Source organism: Thalassoglobus polymorphus (assembly GCF_007744255.1).
GTDB lineage: Bacteria > Planctomycetota > Planctomycetia > Planctomycetales > Planctomycetaceae > Thalassoglobus > Thalassoglobus polymorphus.
Genome location: NZ_CP036267.1, coordinates 515580 through 534053, shown reverse-complemented (window position 1 = coordinate 534053; position 18474 = coordinate 515580). Strand labels below are relative to the sequence as shown.

Annotated in this window: 11 protein-coding genes and 1 riboswitch; of the genes, 8 read left to right on the top strand and 3 right to left on the bottom strand. The window is 50.7% G+C overall.

What is annotated here, in order from left to right:
• Nucleotides 1-43: 43 nt before the first annotated feature.
• Together Mal48_RS02025 and purL are read right to left on the bottom strand one after the other, a co-directional pair.
• Nucleotides 44-1492, bottom strand: a complete 1449-nt coding sequence (locus Mal48_RS02025) for an enolase-like domain-containing protein (RefSeq protein WP_145195620.1) — start codon at nt 1490-1492, stop codon at nt 44-46.
• A 137-nt stretch (nt 1493-1629) separates the two neighbouring features.
• The gene (gene purL / locus Mal48_RS02020) at nt 1630-4536 is read right to left on the bottom strand and encodes a phosphoribosylformylglycinamidine synthase subunit PurL (protein WP_145195619.1); all 2907 of its coding nucleotides are present in this window, start codon (nt 4534-4536) and stop codon (nt 1630-1632) included.
• 280 nt (nt 4537-4816) lie between these two features.
• Nucleotides 4817-4899: riboswitch (cyclic di-GMP riboswitch) on the top strand.
• A gap of 104 nt (nt 4900-5003) precedes the next feature.
• Here purL and Mal48_RS02015 point away from each other — a divergent pair.
• From Mal48_RS02015 to Mal48_RS02000, 4 genes are all read left to right on the top strand, one after another.
• A complete protein-coding gene (locus Mal48_RS02015) occupies nt 5004-7172 on the top strand; it encodes a VWA domain-containing protein (RefSeq protein ID WP_145195617.1) in 2169 nt (722 codons plus the stop codon).
• A 355-nt stretch (nt 7173-7527) separates the two neighbouring features.
• On the top strand, nt 7528-8190 hold the full coding sequence (locus Mal48_RS02010; protein WP_145195615.1) for a hypothetical protein: 663 nt from the start codon (nt 7528-7530) through the stop codon (nt 8188-8190).
• Nucleotides 8191-8272: 82 nt separating this feature from the next.
• Nucleotides 8273-9451, top strand: coding sequence for a pilus assembly protein TadG-related protein (locus Mal48_RS02005; protein ID WP_145195613.1), 1179 nt, complete (start codon nt 8273-8275; stop codon nt 9449-9451).
• Between the two features lie 113 nt (nt 9452-9564).
• The gene (locus tag Mal48_RS02000) at nt 9565-10008 is read left to right on the top strand and encodes a TadE/TadG family type IV pilus assembly protein (protein WP_145195611.1); all 444 of its coding nucleotides are present in this window, start codon (nt 9565-9567) and stop codon (nt 10006-10008) included.
• A 63-nt stretch (nt 10009-10071) separates the two neighbouring features.
• Here Mal48_RS02000 and rfbB read toward each other — a convergent pair whose 3' ends face one another.
• Nucleotides 10072-11091: a dTDP-glucose 4,6-dehydratase gene (gene rfbB / locus Mal48_RS01995; RefSeq protein ID WP_145195609.1), complete on the bottom strand. Its 1020-nt coding sequence runs from the start codon at nt 11089-11091 to the stop codon at nt 10072-10074.
• A gap of 226 nt (nt 11092-11317) precedes the next feature.
• Between rfbB and Mal48_RS01990 the strand changes: the two genes are divergently transcribed.
• The 4 genes from Mal48_RS01990 (at nt 11318) to Mal48_RS01975 (ending at nt 18180) form a co-directional block, all read left to right on the top strand.
• Nucleotides 11318-12607 carry a glycosyltransferase family 4 protein gene (locus Mal48_RS01990; RefSeq protein WP_145195607.1) on the top strand — a complete coding sequence of 430 codons (1290 nt, stop codon included), beginning with the start codon at nt 11318-11320 and terminating at the stop codon, nt 12605-12607.
• Between the two features lie 359 nt (nt 12608-12966).
• A complete protein-coding gene (locus Mal48_RS01985) occupies nt 12967-16512 on the top strand; it encodes an acyl-[ACP]--phospholipid O-acyltransferase (protein WP_145195605.1) in 3546 nt (1181 codons plus the stop codon).
• Entirely contained in the window at nt 16509-17135 is a 627-nt protein-coding gene (locus Mal48_RS01980; RefSeq protein ID WP_145195603.1) for a nucleotidyltransferase family protein, read from the top strand. Before Mal48_RS01985 ends, Mal48_RS01980 begins: the two co-directional genes overlap by 4 nt.
• 283 nt (nt 17136-17418) lie before the next feature.
• Entirely contained in the window at nt 17419-18180 is a 762-nt protein-coding gene (locus Mal48_RS01975) for an AAA family ATPase (RefSeq protein WP_197441975.1), read from the top strand.
• Nucleotides 18181-18474: the final 294 nt, after the last annotated feature.

Sequence of the window (18474 nt, the reverse complement as noted above, 5' to 3'; positions counted from 1 at the left end):
TGTTGATATCGAGGTGTCAACAGTTGATCTCCACAACATGAAATCAGGCTGAATCATCATCGATAGCGTTCTGAGACCATTCTGTGAGCAAAGAAAGATCCGGATGCTCAAGCATTCCAAACGGCGATTTCAGTAGCGAGTCAATCTCGAGATGCCCCGCTTGTGGGTGAACTGCGATTAGACCAGATTCTATTTGATGAAAGAGATCTGCATGATTTCTCAGCGATTGTTCCTGGAGTTGTCTCGGAAAGATGCTGAGGCCGGCGAAATAGTGATGTCCATTTCGTTCCACGTGTTCAATCCCCAGACACGCTGCCATCGTAAGGTCCTGCAATAAAGCGACCGGTCCAAGATTCGCCAAATCTTCTCCCGATAAAATCGCACACCGTCCCTCAAGCTTCGCCTTGTGAATCGTGGCAGCGTTCAACAATCCTTTCGTGATCCCTTTGCAATTTTTGTGACTGGCTCCTGAGTAACCCAGTCTCAACGCGGTCGGCAAGCTGCTGAGATCGGCGTCCGATTCATCAATAATCATTGGAGGAGCATCGGTCCAATTCTGGAGCGCTGCCTGTACATCTTCATTGAGTGACCAATCACGATGAAGCGGTTGCTCGACAAACAAAAGCCCTTGCTGAAAGAACGTCGAAAGACGCGAGTCGCTCAAATGAAATTCGTAGTCATCACGAAAATGATTGATGTCTCGATAGTTCTCGTTTCCGTCCATCGTGAACTGAAATGGACCTCTCAACTCGTCTTGAAGAATTGATGCGATCGCCAGCAGTCGCTCTCGATCTTGCTCGCGATTCCCGGAGAGTTTGATCTTGAAAGAGCTAAGACCGTAGCAGCGCAGGGCGGCGACGAGTGAGTGCGGCAGACCATCGTCGACACGATCATCATCGAGGATTTCGGAGTCCGTCAGTGGATCGCCCATTCCGATAGTATGCCGGAGCTGAATCGTTTTTGAGGGTTCATCGGCAACTATGTCGCGTGGAGAGAGTCCCTGCAACTCAGGCCGAATTGCTGCTAAATCGATTTCCAGACGGTTTGAAATCAGCAGTTGATGCAGTGTCAACTCGGTAGCGCGACAGACCGCATCAATGACAGCACGTTCGATCAGACTGACGCCAAAATTTGCCAGAAGAGGAGCAATCCCCTGCTCTTTCGCCCAGCTATTTTGTGAAGCATAAAGCTGTTGCCACCACTCGAAAAACGAAGGGACCGAATCGATCTCCATTGCACACTTCGCAGCATGTGCAATGACGTTGAGCATTTCCGGAAGATCTTCAGTCTCGTAATCGCTTTCGGGGTTCTTTGTGAACCACTTTGGCGGCAGCAGGTCCGCGCTCATCCCGGTTGAACGTTTGCCTGCGAAATCAATCTCTACCTTCACAAACAGATGCGGAACCTCCGTCATGCTGGCAATCCCGTATCGGAACGGAAATCGCGTTTTCAGTTCATGTCGATTAAATCGAACGGACTGGACTTTGAGCATGTTCGGATTCCAATTGTCAGTCAGCGAGTCCCCAGCAAAGCGAGCGGTACGAAATCAGTGCCCGTCGCTCGGCACTTTGAGTGCGAGAGACGAGCGCTGATCAATTCTCATACAGCTCACTCAAATGAGCAGCGGGATTAAAATTCTGCCAGCGGTCGCTGCCAGATCGCTTTGAGTTCGTCGATTTTCTCGTCGATGAGAGTGTTGCCTGCGGAGTCTTTTACGATGACTGCGGAGGAATCAGTCACAGTTCCCAGATGCGTTGGCGTTGGTAGCCCACGATCCGTGAATGCCTGATTGATCTTGGCAACGTTTTCTTCGGCGACTTCGATCACGAAGCGAGTGTTACTTTCTGAGAAGAGTGCGATGGTCGCCTCATCTCCAGAACTGTCGAGTTTGACATCGACGCCCAGTCCTCCAGCGAAGGCCATCTCTGCAACGGAAACCGCAACGCCACCTTCACTGACATCGTGGCAACTTCGAATGGCTCCAGCGGTCACGCAATGATGAACGGCAGCAAAAACTTTCGGAGCCGTTTCAAGATCGACCTTCGGAACAATTCCGTTTTGATTTCCAGTGACGACATTGAAGTGAGAACCACCAATTTCATCTTGAGTTTCACCAACCAGAAGCAGGACGTTTCCGGATGCTTTCAGGTCCATGGTGATGCACTGCTCGATGTTTTCCACTTGCCCCAAAGCTGTGATAAGCAGCGAGGACGGAATCGAAATCGTCTTCTGGTTGCCTTCATCTTCGTAGCTGAATTCGTTGTTGAGCGAATCTTTCCCACTGACAAACGGAGCCGAATACGCAATGGCAACGTCGTGGCAGGCGAGTGCCGCTCGAACAAGTGAACCGAGAGTTTCCGGTCGTTCGGTGTTGCCCCAACAGAAGTTGTCGAGAATGGCGATGCGATTCGGATCGGCCCCGACAGCAACACAATTTCGGAACGCTTCATCAATCGCAGAAGCAGCCATCCAATATGGATCACAGTCACCCAGGAAGGGATTCATCCCGCACGAGATAACGAGTCCTCGTTGCGTGGTCAGATCAGGCCGAACAACAGCGGCATCCGAAGGGCCATCGTTCGCAACCCCGACCAACGGTTTGACGACGCTGCCCGCCTGAACCTCGTGGTCGTATTGCCGAATGATCGATTCCTTCGAGCAGATGTTCCAAGACCCCAGAATTTTCTTCAACACGTCACCATGTTGAAAATCCAGTCCTGTGAAATCGGTCTGCGTTTCTTCCGGAGGTTGATACCTCGCCTCTCGCACGACCGGTGGACGACCATCGTGCAACAACGACATGGGGAGATGCCCGACGACTTTGTCTTCGTACTTGAGGACAAGATCTTTCGTATCGGTGAAGCGTCCTAAGATGCTCGCCTCAACACCTTCAGAGGCACACAAATCGTGAAACGCCTGCCAGTTGTGCTCCGGAACCGACAAGACCATACGCTCTTGAGCTTCGCTGATCCAGATCTCGGTATAAGAGAGTCCGCTGTATTTCAAAGGGGCCTTTTCGAGCCAGACTTCCGCTCCGGTCTCTTCGCCCATTTCGCCAACGGCACTACTGAATCCGCCAGCTCCACAATCGGTGACAGCATTGAAAAGTCCCTGATCCCGAGCATCTAACAGGACATCCTGAACCATCTTCTCGGTGATGGGGTTTCCAATTTGAACAGCCCCGCCGGAAAGATCTTCACTTTCGTGCGTCAGTTCAGCAGAGGAGAAGGTCGCTCCGTGAATTCCATCGCGACCGGTTCGTCCGCCGATAGAAACGATGTAGTCACCGGGGATCACTTCTTTTTCGCTCATTCCTTTGGGAATCATCGCGATGTTCCCACAATAAACGAGTGGGTTTCCGAGATAGCGTTCATCGAAGTAAACCGCACCGTTGACGGTCGGGATTCCCATCCGGTTTCCGTAGTCTCTCACTCCTGCAACGACGCCGTGCATCACTGTCCGCGGATGCAACACTCCTGGTGGAAGGTGATCGAAGGGAGTATCGGGAGGAGCGAAACAGAAAACATCGGTGTTACAAACCGGGCGTGCTCCCATCCCTGTCCCGAGAGGGTCACGAATGACTCCTCCCAATCCGGTGTTGGCACCACCATAGGGCTCCAGTGCACTTGGATGGTTATGTGTCTCGACTTTAATGCAAACATCTTGCTTGTCGTCAAAGAAGACAATCCCGGCGTTATCTTTGAAAACGCTGACACACCAATCATCCGCACCTAAGTTCTTACGAATGGTTTGGGTCGCTGCGAAGACTGTCTCCTTCAACATGTTCTCAAAACGCTTCTCGCCATTCTCATCGACATAGGCAATTCGGCCTGCGAGAGTTTTGTGAGAACAATGCTCGCTCCATGTCTGAGCGATCGTTTCCAGTTCGATGTCGGTCGGGTCGCGGTCAAGCTCTTGAAACTTGGCGCGGATTGTCTGCATTTCATCGAGACTGAGATACAGCTGCCCTTCTCGACTCTGACGCATCAACGCATCGTCATCCATCTCACGAATGGCAACGTGTTTCAGTTCAAACTGATAGTCACCACCCACGGACAAGCTGTCGAGTTGAAGCGGTCCATCGAGAACACGCTCAATGGAATCGTTCGATAAAACTCGAGTCGTGAAGCGTTCCACTTCAGCAGCATCGGAATCGCCATTGATCCAGTATTTTCGACAGGTCGCAACACCTTCCGCTTGAACACCGAGGTTTTTGAGGGCGTCTAATGCTGTCCGGCCGACGTTATCTGTCACTCCGGGCTTGAAGAGGACGTTGAAAAGCCGTTCGCCGCCCTGTTTGGGGTCTGTCGGATCAGGAAGTTTGCGAATGACCGCTTGTTCGACAACAGCATCGCTGAGCAAACTCGCAGCTTGGGCAGCGCTGGTTTCGTCCAGTTTTCCTTCGATGAGGTACGAGCGAGCCGTTCGGATTTGACGAATGGAATTCAGATTTCGAAGTTGACATTCCACCAAAGCAAGCTGACCTTCGCGGTCAACTTCACTTCCGAGGGGCGTCATCTCAATTTCCCAAAGCATGGTGTTTCCCAGCAACAATGGTGGTTTTTAGCAACGTAAATGAGCCGTTATCAGGCATCGTAATCCATCTTGAACACGCAGCGAAGCGTGTTGAGGCTAAGCAAAATAAAATTCCGGTGTTTCTCAAGTTTTGGTTTGCAAAATAATTTTCCAATACGTGCAAGAAATGTTTTTCTTTTTTTGACATTTTCTCGAATTCAATTCATTTAATCAGGAATGTGACTGTTACAGAGATATGTTTTTGACGGTTGGATGACGCACAGATTCAGACTTGTGCGAACTCCCGAAATGGCAAACCCGTTGTGAAGCGGGGACGCAAAGCCGTGGATCTTGCAATTGAGGCAAGACAGCCTGGCTACCGAAAGATTGTTCGTACCGATCCGAAAACAAATGCCATCAGGAAACTTCTCGTCCCCTGAGAAAACGCATGCAAGTTTTCGGGTCAGCACTCAACAAAGGCTGACTCTATGAAAAGTCCTCAATGGTGGTTACGCGCCCACCCCCTTCGCGCGGTTGTACATCGAGCCAGGTTTCTACGAACCGCATCTCGAAAGGAGGATGACCCGCCCCCGCGACGCGGGGCATTCATTGTCCTGACAGCTTTCTGCCTTGTCGCCTGCTTTGCATTCGTTTCGCTGGCAATCGACATTGGTTATCTCGTTTTAACCAAAACTCAGCTGCAAAACGCTGTCGATTCCGCTGCCATCGCTGCTGCTCAGGAAATCACAGAAGCAATTAAAACGGCTCCTGAGGATGTCGAAAACATCACTCTCTATGCCGAAGAAGCTGCCCGAGAAGTGGCTCGACAGATTGCGGAACTGAACGAGACCTACATCAATAAAGAAGTCGATGTCATTTTTGGAGCCCGGATGCTCAACGAAGAGACCGGTCAATATGAAGTGAACTGGGGTGTCCATCCTTCGAATGTTGTGAAAGTCGTCGCTCGTCGAAACAACGAGGACTCCACTGCCCCGGATGGGAAGCTCGCATTATTCTTCGCGGGTGTGACAGGAGACAAATACGCGAAGCTCCAGGCTGAAGCAATCGCCTATGTCGAAGCCCGCGATATCGTTGTCGTCCATGACTTCTCTCGATCCATGAACTTCGACAGTTACTTCAACGATGAAGCAGCGGCTCACTTGAGTAAATCTCAAATTGAGAGCAACCTCGGTCTCGTTTGGTCAGACCTCGGTATTTCTCTAGGAAACATGGCATTTTCCCCGCAATACCTTTCGTTGGGAAGAACGTCGAATGGCACCACGACCGGAGTCACCTTCAAGTACGATGACTGCACTGTGACGACATCAAGTACATTGCGGAAAGTCAAAATTCGCTACACCGATGGCGGCGAACGTACTTTCAATGACCTCAGCGGGCAAACAGCAAACCTGGACGGATCGAAAGACATTGCAACTGTTTGGATCACTTCAGAAGGGCCTCCCGGAGATTTTGTTGTTTCGAATTCCGGAATCGATGTCACCTTCCCTAATGATCGCCTCTCCGCGACCACGAACTCTCCCGACCCAATCCGGGAATTGTACGTCGGCTTTACGGACGACACGGACGACTATATCTCGTTTGGAAACGGAGGGCCGCTGACATATGAGTACACATCGACCAAGACCATTGATTACGTGTACGTCGAAGTCCTGGATGGTCGCTCATTCTGGTATTACTTCGATGCTCCAGACGGGGAAAACCCTAATGTTGTCGAACGATACGACGACACCAACGCAGCGGTGAAGGAAGCCTTCGGGCTCACCGGTTCCTATCCTTATCCGGGTGGAAGTTGGGATAGTTTCATCAACCACTGCCGCAATGGCTCTGAACTGGCTGCGAATGGATACCGGGAAATGTATGGCGGTCTGACTTGGACTGACTACACTCTGCGACACCAATCGGGACACTGGGAAACACCAGATTTGTGGAAAACACGTCATTACCCTTTCCATGCAATCAAAGAAGGACACTTCCTGTTCTGCAATTTTCTCGACAAACTCGGTTTTGGTGATCAACTCGGAATGGTCAGCTACGACACAAACCATCGTCGCGAAGACTATCTCAATGATCCCGACCCCGAGATTCCAATTGTCGATATCCGACACGATCCAATCACACATAATTATCCCGCATTGAAAGACCTGATGGCGTATCGACAAGCTGCCCATTATTCCTATGCGACGAATATGGGTGGTGGACTGAAGGACGCGATCTCGCTGCTTGACGATGCCAAACGTGATGGTGCTCGACCGACGATCCTTCTGATGACCGATGGAAACACAAACACCATCGACTCAGGAGAAGACACATCCTTGCCAAGCGGTTGGAACTGGGATGAAATGCTCGACTACGACGGAGACGGGAACGCTGACTACTCAACATCAAGCAGCCAGAAGCGGTACGTACTCCGCTTGGCCTACCAGGCAGTTGAGTCCGACTACACCATCCACACGATGGCTGTGGGTATTGATGCCGACCGAGACCTGATGCGAGCGATTGCTCACATCGGCAAAGGACACTTCATTGATATCCCAGGAGGAGTGAGCGTCAATGATATGACAGCTGATGTCGAAGCAGCATTCCACAAAATTGCCTCCTTCGTCCCCTCAGCAAAACTGATGTACGTGGAAGAATAGTTTTCAATTCTCAACCATCTTCCCAAAGAGAGTCTTCGACTTGTTCGAAGGCTCTCTTTTTTGTTGGCAAAATCACTGGTAAAAAAACTTATCGTGAAAAGCGAGATAATTTAAACAATTCATTTGCAAAATAAATCACAGCACACGCTGGGCAATATTTCACAAAATTTCACGTTTTTCTGTTGCCAATCGATTTTGACGTCATCCTTCACAAAAACGAGGAGTAGGTTTTTCAATCATGTGAATTCGGACAACTGTGCATTTCTCCCCCCTCAAGGCTTCGGAAATGAAGATGTCCATGATCCTCACACTCATCAATGACGTAAGGGCCAAGTCAATTCACAAAGGGGAAAGTATGTCCATTCGACCTTGCGGTATTCTCTTCTTAATTCCCATCGTCTTGGGAGGTTTGCAGGCAAACCTGTTTGCTGAGCAAACATTTGAAGAAATCATTGAAGACGCTCCACCTATTCATCGCGTGGAAGAAGACTGGGAATTTGTGGTCGCCAATCCAGACCCGTCGCTCGATATTCCTCAAGTTGTGACAGTTTTCGGCCCCACGAATGCATCGTTCGACACACACACCGTTTTCGAATTGAACCACGGAACGCTCCCAAGTTTTGGGGAAGGTGGGATGCAACTTCAGGTATGGTTCTCGGACTATCTTCTGGGCTACTACCGACACCAGGCCCCTACGGAATTTGCCACAATTAACGAGAAGGTCACGTACACCACAGTGACATCAATTAACGGCCGCTACCTCGACATGGAGGTCATCAACGGAAACTCAATCACATTCGGGACGTTCGGGGCAGACAATTCTCTTCGGGCACGTTTGTACACAAATCGTGACGACCTGAACCCTTACCACCCAAACAACTCCATCAAACATTCACGGGTCACATTTGGTGCCAATCGGGTCTCGTACTTCAGACGTAATGAAATCCGTTTTTATGACGCAGATGGGAACCTCTACGCAAAAAGCGAAGCAGACGTCTACATCCACGAACTTCACTGACATCAAACTGAAACCACATACGACAGAGAAGTGTGCTGACTTCTCATTCATCGAATGTCCTTGAAACAATTCGGAGCAATAGATGCTGATTCGATTCCATAAATTTGTTGGCCCCCAGAATGTCGACCAGCAGAGACGCGGATCTGTGATGATCCTTTCTATTGGCTTACTGATTATGCTTTTCGCATTTACCGCATTCTCAGTAGACATTGGCTACGTTACATTAACACGCGCCCAACTTCAAAAAAGTGCTGATGCTGCAGCCTTGGCTGCCAACCTTGAGCTATTCGATGGCTGGGGAGTCAGTGCGACGAAAACACCCTCTCAAGTCGCTGCTGCCGCAAGAGCCGCCGCGGTCTCCGTGGCTGCAAGTAACGAAGCGGGGGGATTACAGTCCACGTATATTAATCCAAACACGGATGTCCGCTTGGGGCAACGTCAGTGGGATGACGTGAATGACAAGTGGATCATCTCGTGGGGTGTCGCGCCGTACAATGTCGTTGAAGTGACGACTCGACGTGACAATTTTGGTAGTACAAAAGGAGACCAGCCTCTGAACTTGTGGTTCGCTCCGGTCATCGGCCCAAGGAATGCAACTGTCTCGGTCAGTTCTATTGCTGCGCTCCAGCCAGCAACGAAGACACGCAAAATCCCTGGACGAAATGTCGACATCTTGCCTTACGCACTTGATGTACAAACCTGGGACGCCATGTTGAACGGCTCTGGGGCTGACAATTTCAGTTACAACCCCGCTACCGGAGCTGTCACCTCGGGATCTGATGGAGTCTTAGAAGTGGACCTCTATCCGTATGGGAACAAGAACCTCCCTTCAGGAAACCGCGGGACTGTCGATTTTGGTCATGCGGGAAACAGCACAGCTGACATCTCTCGGCAGATCGTTCATGGATTGAACGATGACGACCTTTCCTACTTCGGAGGAGAACTCGACTTTGAGGCGGTTCCAATGTCAATCAATGGAGACACCGGCATTAGTGCCGGAGTCAAAGACGAGTTGACATCCATTATCGGCGAACCCCGAATGATTCCGCTCTTTTCTGAGGTTTCCGGACCAGGAAACAATGCGATGTATACAATCGTCAAGTTTGTCCCAATTCGCATTGTGTATGTCAAACTGACTGGAAAGCCATCCAAAAAGAAAGTCTGGATCCAGCCCGCAATCTTCAATGATCCCACAACAGTCGCAGGCGATACCGTCATCACAGAGGATTCCATTCTGACCGGAGCAGCTATCGTTCATTAGTGCAGCTCCACTGCTTGTCGTACCTGTAAAAAATCGCTGTCTTGGCTTCATTGACTGCTCACTCGATGCAGTACGTGAACACCAACTCGAAAATTCTATAGAAAAGTGATCTCATGCAACGAACTCAACACCAGCCGTCCCGCAAGCGATCGGGAAGTGCAATTGTCGAAACGGCTTTCATGCTTCCAATCCTCCTTGGCGTCACCTTTGGTGTCGTCGAGTTTGGACGAGCATTGATGGTCTCCAACCTCATTACGAACGCCGCACGAGAAGGGGCACGTCTAGGAATCGTCAAAGATACGACAACAGCAGAAGTAAAAGAAGCTGTCGTCGACCAAATTCAAAAAACGGTCGGGACAACAATTCCAACATCAAGCGTGACTGTGACCGTCACCCCATACTCAAATAATCCCGACCCGAATAACGAAACCGCAAATGCGATGACGCGGGATTTAGTCGACATCGAAGTCAAAGTCCCTTACAACGACGTAGGGTACTTCTTCCGGTATCTGGCGAACGTTGACTTAAAGGGGCAAGCAGCCATGCGGCATGAATAAGGGAAGCTGCTTCAGGAACACCTTTCGACCAAGTGGTCAGGCTCTGCCTCATGGCGAACTGCTCTAACTGAGCCGATCCCCGTATTGCTCTTCGTAATACGACAGGTAATCTCCGGACCGAATGTTGTCGACCCACTCTTCGTTGTTGAGGTACCAGTCGATAGTTTCCTGAAGACCCTGCTCAAAAGTGACTTCGGGAGCCCAGCCCAATTCGGTTTCCGCCTTGCGACAATCGATCGCATACCGCTGATCATGCCCTGGCCGATCATTGACGTAGGTGATCAATGACTCTGGCTTGCCGAGCAGTTTCAGAAGCAATTTCGTGAGAGCGATGTTCGTCATCTCCGTGCGACCGCCGAAGTTGTAGACCTCTCCGATGCGGCCTTTTCTTAATGTCGCATCAATTCCTCGACAGTGATCCAAAACATGAATCCAGTCGCGCACATTCTCCCCCGTTCCATAAACCGGCAAAGACTGATCGTTTCTCGCATTCGAAATGAAGAGCGGAAGAAGTTTCTCCGGGAACTGATACGGACCATAGTTGTTCGAACAACGAGTGATCAGTGCCGGGAAATCGAATGTATGCACATACGACCGGACTAACATATCCGCAGCTGCTTTCGAAGCAGAATATGGGCTGTTGGGAGCAAGTGGTGTCGACTCGGTAAAGAAGCCTTCATCACCAAGAGACCCGTAGACTTCATCAGTCGAAACCTGGACAAAGCGAGTGACCTGATGCGCCCGGCAACTATCGAGCAGCGTCAAAGTGCCATTCACGTTCGTGGTCACAAATGGAGTCGAGTCGAGAATACTGCGGTCAACGTGACTCTCTGCTGCAAAGTTGATGACGGCGTCCGGTTTGGATTCCTTTAGAACAGTGTCGACAAACTCGCGGTCGCAAATGTCGCCGCGCTGAAATTGATACCGCTCATTCCCTTCCAGATCAGCCAGATTCGCAAGATTGCCCGCGTAAGTCAGCTTGTCGAGATTTGTAATCGAGAGTTCCGGGTACTCTTCGAGCATGAGTCGAATAAAATTCGAACCGATAAAACCACAGCCACCAGTCACTAGAAGTCGGTTCATTGTCATCACTTACTGAATTCGATTGAAGCCAGTCGATGACTGGCAGAGAGATGAGTCTTACAGATCAAAATCCACGCAGGGACCGCACGACTTTGTTAACGAATCAGAATTTCGATACCGTCAACGATTCCTCAATTCGCCACTGATGAATCCCCTGTGAAAGACGATTCTCCAGCCTGAGTCCCCTACTCTAGACCCTCAAGCTCGAACTCTCAACAATACTCCTATGCATATTGCAATCATTACAGCAGGTGGAGCGGGAATGTTCTGTGGGTCGTGCATGCACGACAACACTTGGGCACGCGCACTCATGCAAGCCGGTCATGAAGTTTCTCTCATTCCAACATACACCCCGATCCGGGTCGATGAGCACAATGAGAGTTCTCACCGGGTCTTCGTAGGCGGCATCAATGTTTACTTGAACAGTAAATCAGGCCTTTGGCGAGGGCTTCCCCGCTTCATGAAAAGCTGGCTCGACAGGCCAGGCGTCATCCAAATGCTCACCAAGCGAGCCATCAGCAACGATGCCAGCGAACTTGGAGAACTCGCACTTTCAATGCTCAGTGGAGACTCAGGCCCTCATCGCGACGCATTCGAAGAACTTGATCGCTATGTGAGCGACGCTCTCAAACCCGATGTCGTAATTTTCAGCAACGCCCTGCTCTCCGGGGCTGTGCGTCAACTCAAAGAACGGTTCTCCGGGCCAGTTCTTTGCGTCCTGCAGGGTGACGATGTTTTCCTTGACGGGCTGAATGAAAAGTACCGGCAGCAAGTGATCAACGAAGTCTCCCAGCGAGCCCAGGACTTCGACGGCTTTCTCACTCACAGCCAGTTCTATCGCGACTACATGTCAAAATACCTGAGTCTTCCCATCGAAAAATTCTCAGCGTTGCCATTGGGAATTGATTTCACCGGCCACCACGGATTGCCCGAACTTCGCCAAACGGCCCCGTACACAATCGGCTACTTTGCACGCGTTGCTCCCGAAAAAGGAGTGCACCACCTCGTGAATGGATTCGTCGAACTTCGCCGAATCATCCCGGACGCTCAACTCAAGGTCGGTGGCTTCCTCGGACCTCAATTTCAAAAATACCTGAACGACGCCTTCGCCTCTGCCGGTGAGCATGCATCCGCAATCGAATACATCGGCAGCCCGCAAACTCACAAAGAGAAGGTTGAATTCCTGAACTCCGTCGATGTTCTCTCCGTCCCAACAGAGTTCCTCGAACCGAAGGGAATCTACGTCTTAGAGGCACTTGCCAACGGTGTCCCCGTCGTTCAGCCGAGACATGGTTCATTCCCCGAAATCATCGAAGCAACTGAAGGCGGACTCCTGGTCACGCCGAAAGATCCCACAGCCTTAGCTGAGGGATTAGCCGAGTTGCACGAATCGTCTCGCCGAATCAAATTCGCAAAACGCGGCTGGGAACAAGTTCGCTCAGCCTACAGTCCCGAAGCAATGGCAGCCCGAACAACAGAGATTCTGGAACAGGCTATGAGCACAAAATCGGAATAGCGTCAGATCCGACGTGCTGGCCGCAATGACGGTTGCTGTGACACACAATCTCCTCAACGCTCCCTCTCCTGTTCGGGCTGATCCGGGAGAGGCGGAATCTCTTTGAGAGATGTCATTGTTCTCTGAAATCGCTTGAATTCTTCTGGGAAACAGTGGGTGGGCAGAAATCTGATGTTTCTGCTTATTGGAATGCGTGATATTCTCCGAAAAAGACCGCTTTTCACTTGGGAACGCTCGCAACACCTCTGAAATCACCGTTCTTCTCAGGGAGAACAATCACTTTTCAGATTTGTCAGGCGAACAAATACTCATTGTCCGGTATTGCATGAAGAAATTATGTTGTCTGAAGAGATTGTTTGATGAGTCCAACTGAAATAGCCCCCCCCGAGAACACAGCTGATGAGACTGAGACCGCCTCCCAACAAAAAGGTTCACTTTCATCCGTAAGCTTTATCAGCTTGATGGTGACACAATTCCTGGGAGCATTCAACGACAATTGTTTTCGCTGGCTGGGCGTGGCGATTGCTGCCTCAGTGATGGACAAATCCCGCGCAATCGGGATTGGAACGATCTGCCTGACAGTTCCATATCTGATCTTTACACCAACTGCAGGTTGGCTGGCGGACCGGTTCCGAAAACGATCTGTGATCATTGGATTCAAGATCGCGGAAATCTTCATCATGCTGTTTGGACTGCTTTCGATTCTCTACGGAAACGTCTGGATGTTGTTTGCGACGACGACGCTTCTGGGCGTCCAAAGCTCGTTGTTCGGCCCGTCGAAGTTTGGAACAATTGCTGAGATTTTGCCCACGCGACTCCTTTCCAAAGGGAACGGATTGATGGCGATGATGACCATCGTCGCTGTCGGAACGGGAACGTTTTGCGGGTTCGCGTTATTCGGATTGAGTCAGCCGGTGCTCGGTTCTGGAGATTTTTCAAAACTGACACTCATCTCAGCGGTCATGCTCGGCTGTGCGATTGTGGGGACCCTCTCCAGCCTGTTGATCGAATCGGTTCGCCCCGCTGATCCAACTCGCAAACCGTCATTAAACCCCGTCGTTGATATCGTCCCGGCTTTGCAATCGCTGTTTGCCGACCCCCGACTCATTCGGACATCAATGGGGATCGCCTTCTTCATGTTTCTGGCATCTTTGGCGCAACAAAACATTTTGCCTTACGGCGAGTTAGTGTTAATGCTCGAGCCAATCGATGTCGGAATTCTGTTTGGAATTCTCATCGCCGGAGTCGCCTGCGGAAGTGTACTCGCAGGAGTTTGGTCGGAAGGAAAAGTTGAGTTGGGGATTGTTCCGATTGGAGCCTTCGGCATCATCGGCAGTACACTTCTGGTCTTCATTGCTGGCAGCTTTTTCGAACCAGGATTGGAGCACCCCAAGCAGCAGTTTGCGTATTGGGGTTCGTGCATCGGACTGTTCCTGCTGGGAGCCAGTGCCGGACTGTATGATGTTCCGCTAGAAGCGTATCTCCAGTTTCGCAGCACGCGAAAAAATCGTGGAACGGTTCTCGCCGGGAGCTATTTTATTTCGTACGTCTTTATCGTTTTTTCCGCAGGACTGTTCATGCTAATGAACAATGTCTTCGGAATGACGCCGTCACAGATCTTTCTGTTTTGTGGCCTGATCACAGTTCCGGTCGTCATTTACATTCTCTACCTGTTACCCGATTTAGCATTCCGGTTTGGAATGTGGTTATTCACTCACACTCTATATAAGCTTCGAGTGTTCGGTAGAGAGAACCTTCCCGGAAAAGGAGCTGGATTGATCGTCGCGAATCATGTCTCGTTCGTCGATGGCGTACTGATGATGATTACTTCGTCACGGATGATTCGCTTCATCATTTACGCAGACTTCACCGAGATGCCGCTCTTGCGGCGGCTCGGACAGATTATGAGAGTCATCCCCATCGATGCCAGCAGAGGACCAAAGGAACTGGTCCGTTCGATTCGAACAGCGAAGGACGCGATCAAAAATGGAGAGCTTGTCTGTATCTTCGCGGAAGGGCAACTGACAAGAACCGGACAGATCCAACCATTTCAGCGAGGAATGATGAAAATCATTCAGGGAAGCGACGCCCCGGTGATCCCGGCATACCTTCATGGGCTCTGGGGAAGTATTTTCAGTTGGCGGGGCGGAAAATTATTTTGGAAATGGCCCAAAAGATGGAGACTTCCTGTTGATGTCCATTTTGGAGCCCCCATGCACAATGTCAAAGGACCTGTCGAAGTTCGGCAAGCAGTTGAACAACTTGGAGCAGAAGCAGTGAAAATGGACAGCGAACGTCATCCCATCCCAGCGCAGCGATTTATTCGTCACTGCAAATCTCACAAGGGTGCGATCAAAGCGGTTGACTCGGCAAAGACGAGCCTCACAGGTGGCAAGTTATTGGCAGCCGCACTCGCATTTCGTCGTATCCTTAAACGAAAAATCCTTGACAAGGATGAAAAGAATGTCGGCTTGCTGCTCCCCCCCTCAGTCGGCGGAGCTCTTGCGAATATGGCCGTCGCTCTAAATGGCCGCGTCGGTGTGAACCTCAACTACACACTCTCTGAAGACGTGCTGAATTTCTGCGTAAAGAAAGCAGGCCTGAAGCACGTCCTCACCAGCCGAAAATTCCTGGAGAAGAAACCCTATACGCTCGAAGGCGCAGAGTTTGTTTTTCTGGAGGATCTCAAGGAGCAGATCACCACGAAAGACAGGTTGCTCGCTGCAGCCGCGGCATATGTGATGCCTGCAAAGATGCTTGAATCGATCCTGGGACTGAACAAAATTGATCCGCAGGAAACACTGACAATCGTCTTTACTTCCGGATCAACCGGCGAGCCGAAGGGCGTTGTCCTCTCGCATGCCAACGTAGGTTCCAACATCGAAGCGGTCGATCATCTCCTCAACTTGAATGAGAAAGATGCCATCATCGGCGTGCTGCCATTCTTTCATTCGTTCGGCTATACCGCCTGCATGTGGTTACCGATGTGCTACAACGTGCGAGGCGTTTATCACTTCAATCCACTCGACGCGAAAGTGGTCGGTCGGCTCTGCCAGGAAAATCAGGCAACAATCCTGATGGCCACGCCGACGTTCTTGAAGATGTATCTCAGACGCTGCGAGAAAGAAGAACTCCAGACACTCGATTTAATTGTGGTCGGTGCCGAAAAACTTCCGCTCGAACTGGCGACGCAGTTCGAAGCAAAATTTGGGGTATTGCCGACCGAAGGATACGGAACCACAGAACTCTCCCCCGTCGCCGCGGTGAACATTCCCGACCACAGGTCTCAAGATATTTACCAGCAAGGGACCAAGCTCGGAACTGTCGGCCGACCGCTCCCCGGAGTGACAGCCAAGGTGGTCAATCCCGACACTCGAGAAGACCTCGGCATCGAGAAAGAAGGTCTACTTCTCATCAAAGGCCCGAACGTCATGTGCGGGTATCTGGATGATCCTGAAAAGACAGCTGAGGCCATTCACGACGGCTGGTACAACACCGGCGACTTTGCTTCCATCGATAACGAAGGGTTTGTTTCAATCACCGGACGGCAAAGCCGATTTTCAAAAATCGGTGGAGAAATGGTCCCGCATATTAAAATCGAAGAGGAACTCTCGCACATTTGCGAAATGGGCGTCGAATGTGAAGGAGAAATTCTTCTAGCGGTCACATCAATCCCCGACGAACGCAAGGGAGAACGCCTGATCGTACTGCATCGGAGATTGAACAAACCAGTTGAAGAGGTACTGAAGGAGCTTGCAACGAAAGGACTTCCGAACATCTGGTTGCCGAACAAAGCAAGTTTCCTTGAAGTCGAAAACATCCCAATCCTCGGAACGGGCAAGCTCGATTTACGAGGAATCAAAACGGTGGCAGAACAAAAATTCTGTTCCCACGATTCAGAATGAGTCACACCGCAACGACCAGAATCCACGTTGTCATCCCAGCTGCCGGAGTCAGTCGCAGAATGGGACAACCGAAACTGTTGATGCAGCTGAACGGCGAGACGCTCATCGAGCGTCTTGTCCGACAGCTCTCAATGTTTCAATTCGCCTCGATTTCGGTACTCGCTCGAAAGTCTGATGAATTACTTCATCGTGCCATTCTCAGATCCCAGGCACGGCTGGTGCTCCCGGACCATGATCCTGCTGAGATGCGAGAAAGCGTTGAACTCCTCATCCAAGACTTACAGGACAGCTTTGCACCGAGCGACAATGATGGTTGGCTGCTGATCCCCGCAGACCATCCCATCCTCGAACCGCATACCTTGACGCAGCTCATTGCTCATTGTGCTGCGTCTCCAGATCAGATCGTGCTCCCGACTCACCAGGGACGACGCGGCCACCCGACCCTCTTCCCATGGTCGGCTGCGAGTTGTCTCGCGAAGATCCCTCACGACCAGGGACTCAACTGGCTCACGCGGCATAGCGATTTCACCGTTCAGGAGGTCGCCTGCGAAGAGGAATCCATCCTTTGGGACATTGATACGCCTGAAGATTTTGAAAGAATTTGCGGAATTCTCAAAGATTGACTGAAGTTCCGACAGCTGGAAAGTTCCTCAAAGTTCTTACGATCCTCTTCAACGTTCTTGGTCGATAAGAAGAATGAAGCTTAGCTTCGCGACGACCTGAACTGGAGATTCCTGATGATTTCCAGAGGGAGAGACAGGGTCGTCGACTGCCCAGCGGTTCGCATTTATTCAATGTGTGAGAATGAGTGCGAATGTGTGAGACTGAGCAACGACCGGTGACCAACAAATTTGAAACGTTCCGCGAAACTATGCGGCATGATCATAACGTGGCAGGATGCACGAGATGGATACGATAGGAACAATTCGCCCCTCAGTAATTTCTCCTCAGCCAGCGAGTCAACGGGCAGAAGCTCTCGAACGGATGAGATACCTTGCATTACAGCGACGCTGCGGCGTCCTCTATGGATCGAGAGGCTCCGGCAAGACCGACCTGCTGAATCGTCTCGATGACGAACTCAGCCGCGAGGCGATTCAAGTTTCGCGCATCAATCTCGCCGGAATGCTGCCGGAAGAAATTCCATTTCAACTCGGTGGAGAACTTGGTCTGGGATTACCGAGCCATACACCCCTGATCCATTCCTGGAGTCTTATTCAAGATTTCACCCAAGCCTGCTCGCGTTCAGGAGAACACCATGTCTTAATGTTCGATCAGCTCGACCGAGCTGATCAGTCGATCGCTCCGACGCTGGAACGACTCTTGACGTTGGTCAACGGAACATTCTCGTGCTTGTTTGCGTCACGCCCGAAACCTGAACGTGCGTTTCGCTCTTTTATTAAGAACCAAAGCTGGATGGAAGTGAAGCTGGAACGGCTTTCGAATGAGGATGTCTCACAAGTTTTCGCTCAGGAAATTTCATCAAAATCACAAGCACTGAATCTTTCCAGTGACGCAACCAGCGCAGCGAAAGAGGTCACCAAGGGACGGCTCGATAAACTCAAACGCCTCGCTGAACTCGCCACACTGGCAGCAGAAGCTGAAGAAATCCACGAGATCAATGCCGAAATTATTCGAGCACTTCAAGGAGAAGTGATCGTCAAATCGTAAATTGACAGCTTCACTCATTGCGAATCAACTCTCGGCGTCAGCAAACCGGTTCGGCAATTCAAGACACCGTCTCTGCTTTTTAGAGCATTTCCAATGCTTCTCTTGTCCGCGAAGTACGTTATCACAAGTCCATACGCTGATGCCACGAGACAGTACTGTTAAGACGAATTTTAGATTTGCTCTTGAGCATCTTTCGAATTGGTTAGCAGGTTCTGCCTCGTGCCGGACAGCTATTTCACTGGTGTGAACACATCGAGCAGATCATAAAAAAAGCCGCTCACCAAGTTGGTGAAC

Coding starts and splice junctions, on each gene's coding strand:
- Mal48_RS02025 (WP_145195620.1), bottom strand. CDS start 1,492: ATGCTCAAAGTCCAGTCCGTTCGATTTAATCGACATGAACTGAAAACG.
- purL (WP_145195619.1), bottom strand. CDS start 4,536: ATGCTTTGGGAAATTGAGATGACGCCCCTCGGAAGTGAAGTTGACCGC.
- Mal48_RS02015 (WP_145195617.1), top strand. CDS start 5,004: ATGAAAAGTCCTCAATGGTGGTTACGCGCCCACCCCCTTCGCGCGGTT.
- Mal48_RS02010 (WP_145195615.1), top strand. CDS start 7,528: ATGTCCATTCGACCTTGCGGTATTCTCTTCTTAATTCCCATCGTCTTG.
- Mal48_RS02005 (WP_145195613.1), top strand. CDS start 8,273: ATGCTGATTCGATTCCATAAATTTGTTGGCCCCCAGAATGTCGACCAG.
- Mal48_RS02000 (WP_145195611.1), top strand. CDS start 9,565: ATGCAACGAACTCAACACCAGCCGTCCCGCAAGCGATCGGGAAGTGCA.
- rfbB (WP_145195609.1), bottom strand. CDS start 11,091: ATGAACCGACTTCTAGTGACTGGTGGCTGTGGTTTTATCGGTTCGAAT.
- Mal48_RS01990 (WP_145195607.1), top strand. CDS start 11,318: ATGCATATTGCAATCATTACAGCAGGTGGAGCGGGAATGTTCTGTGGG.
- Mal48_RS01985 (WP_145195605.1), top strand. CDS start 12,967: ATGAGTCCAACTGAAATAGCCCCCCCCGAGAACACAGCTGATGAGACT.
- Mal48_RS01980 (WP_145195603.1), top strand. CDS start 16,509: ATGAGTCACACCGCAACGACCAGAATCCACGTTGTCATCCCAGCTGCC.
- Mal48_RS01975 (WP_197441975.1), top strand. CDS start 17,419: ATGGATACGATAGGAACAATTCGCCCCTCAGTAATTTCTCCTCAGCCA.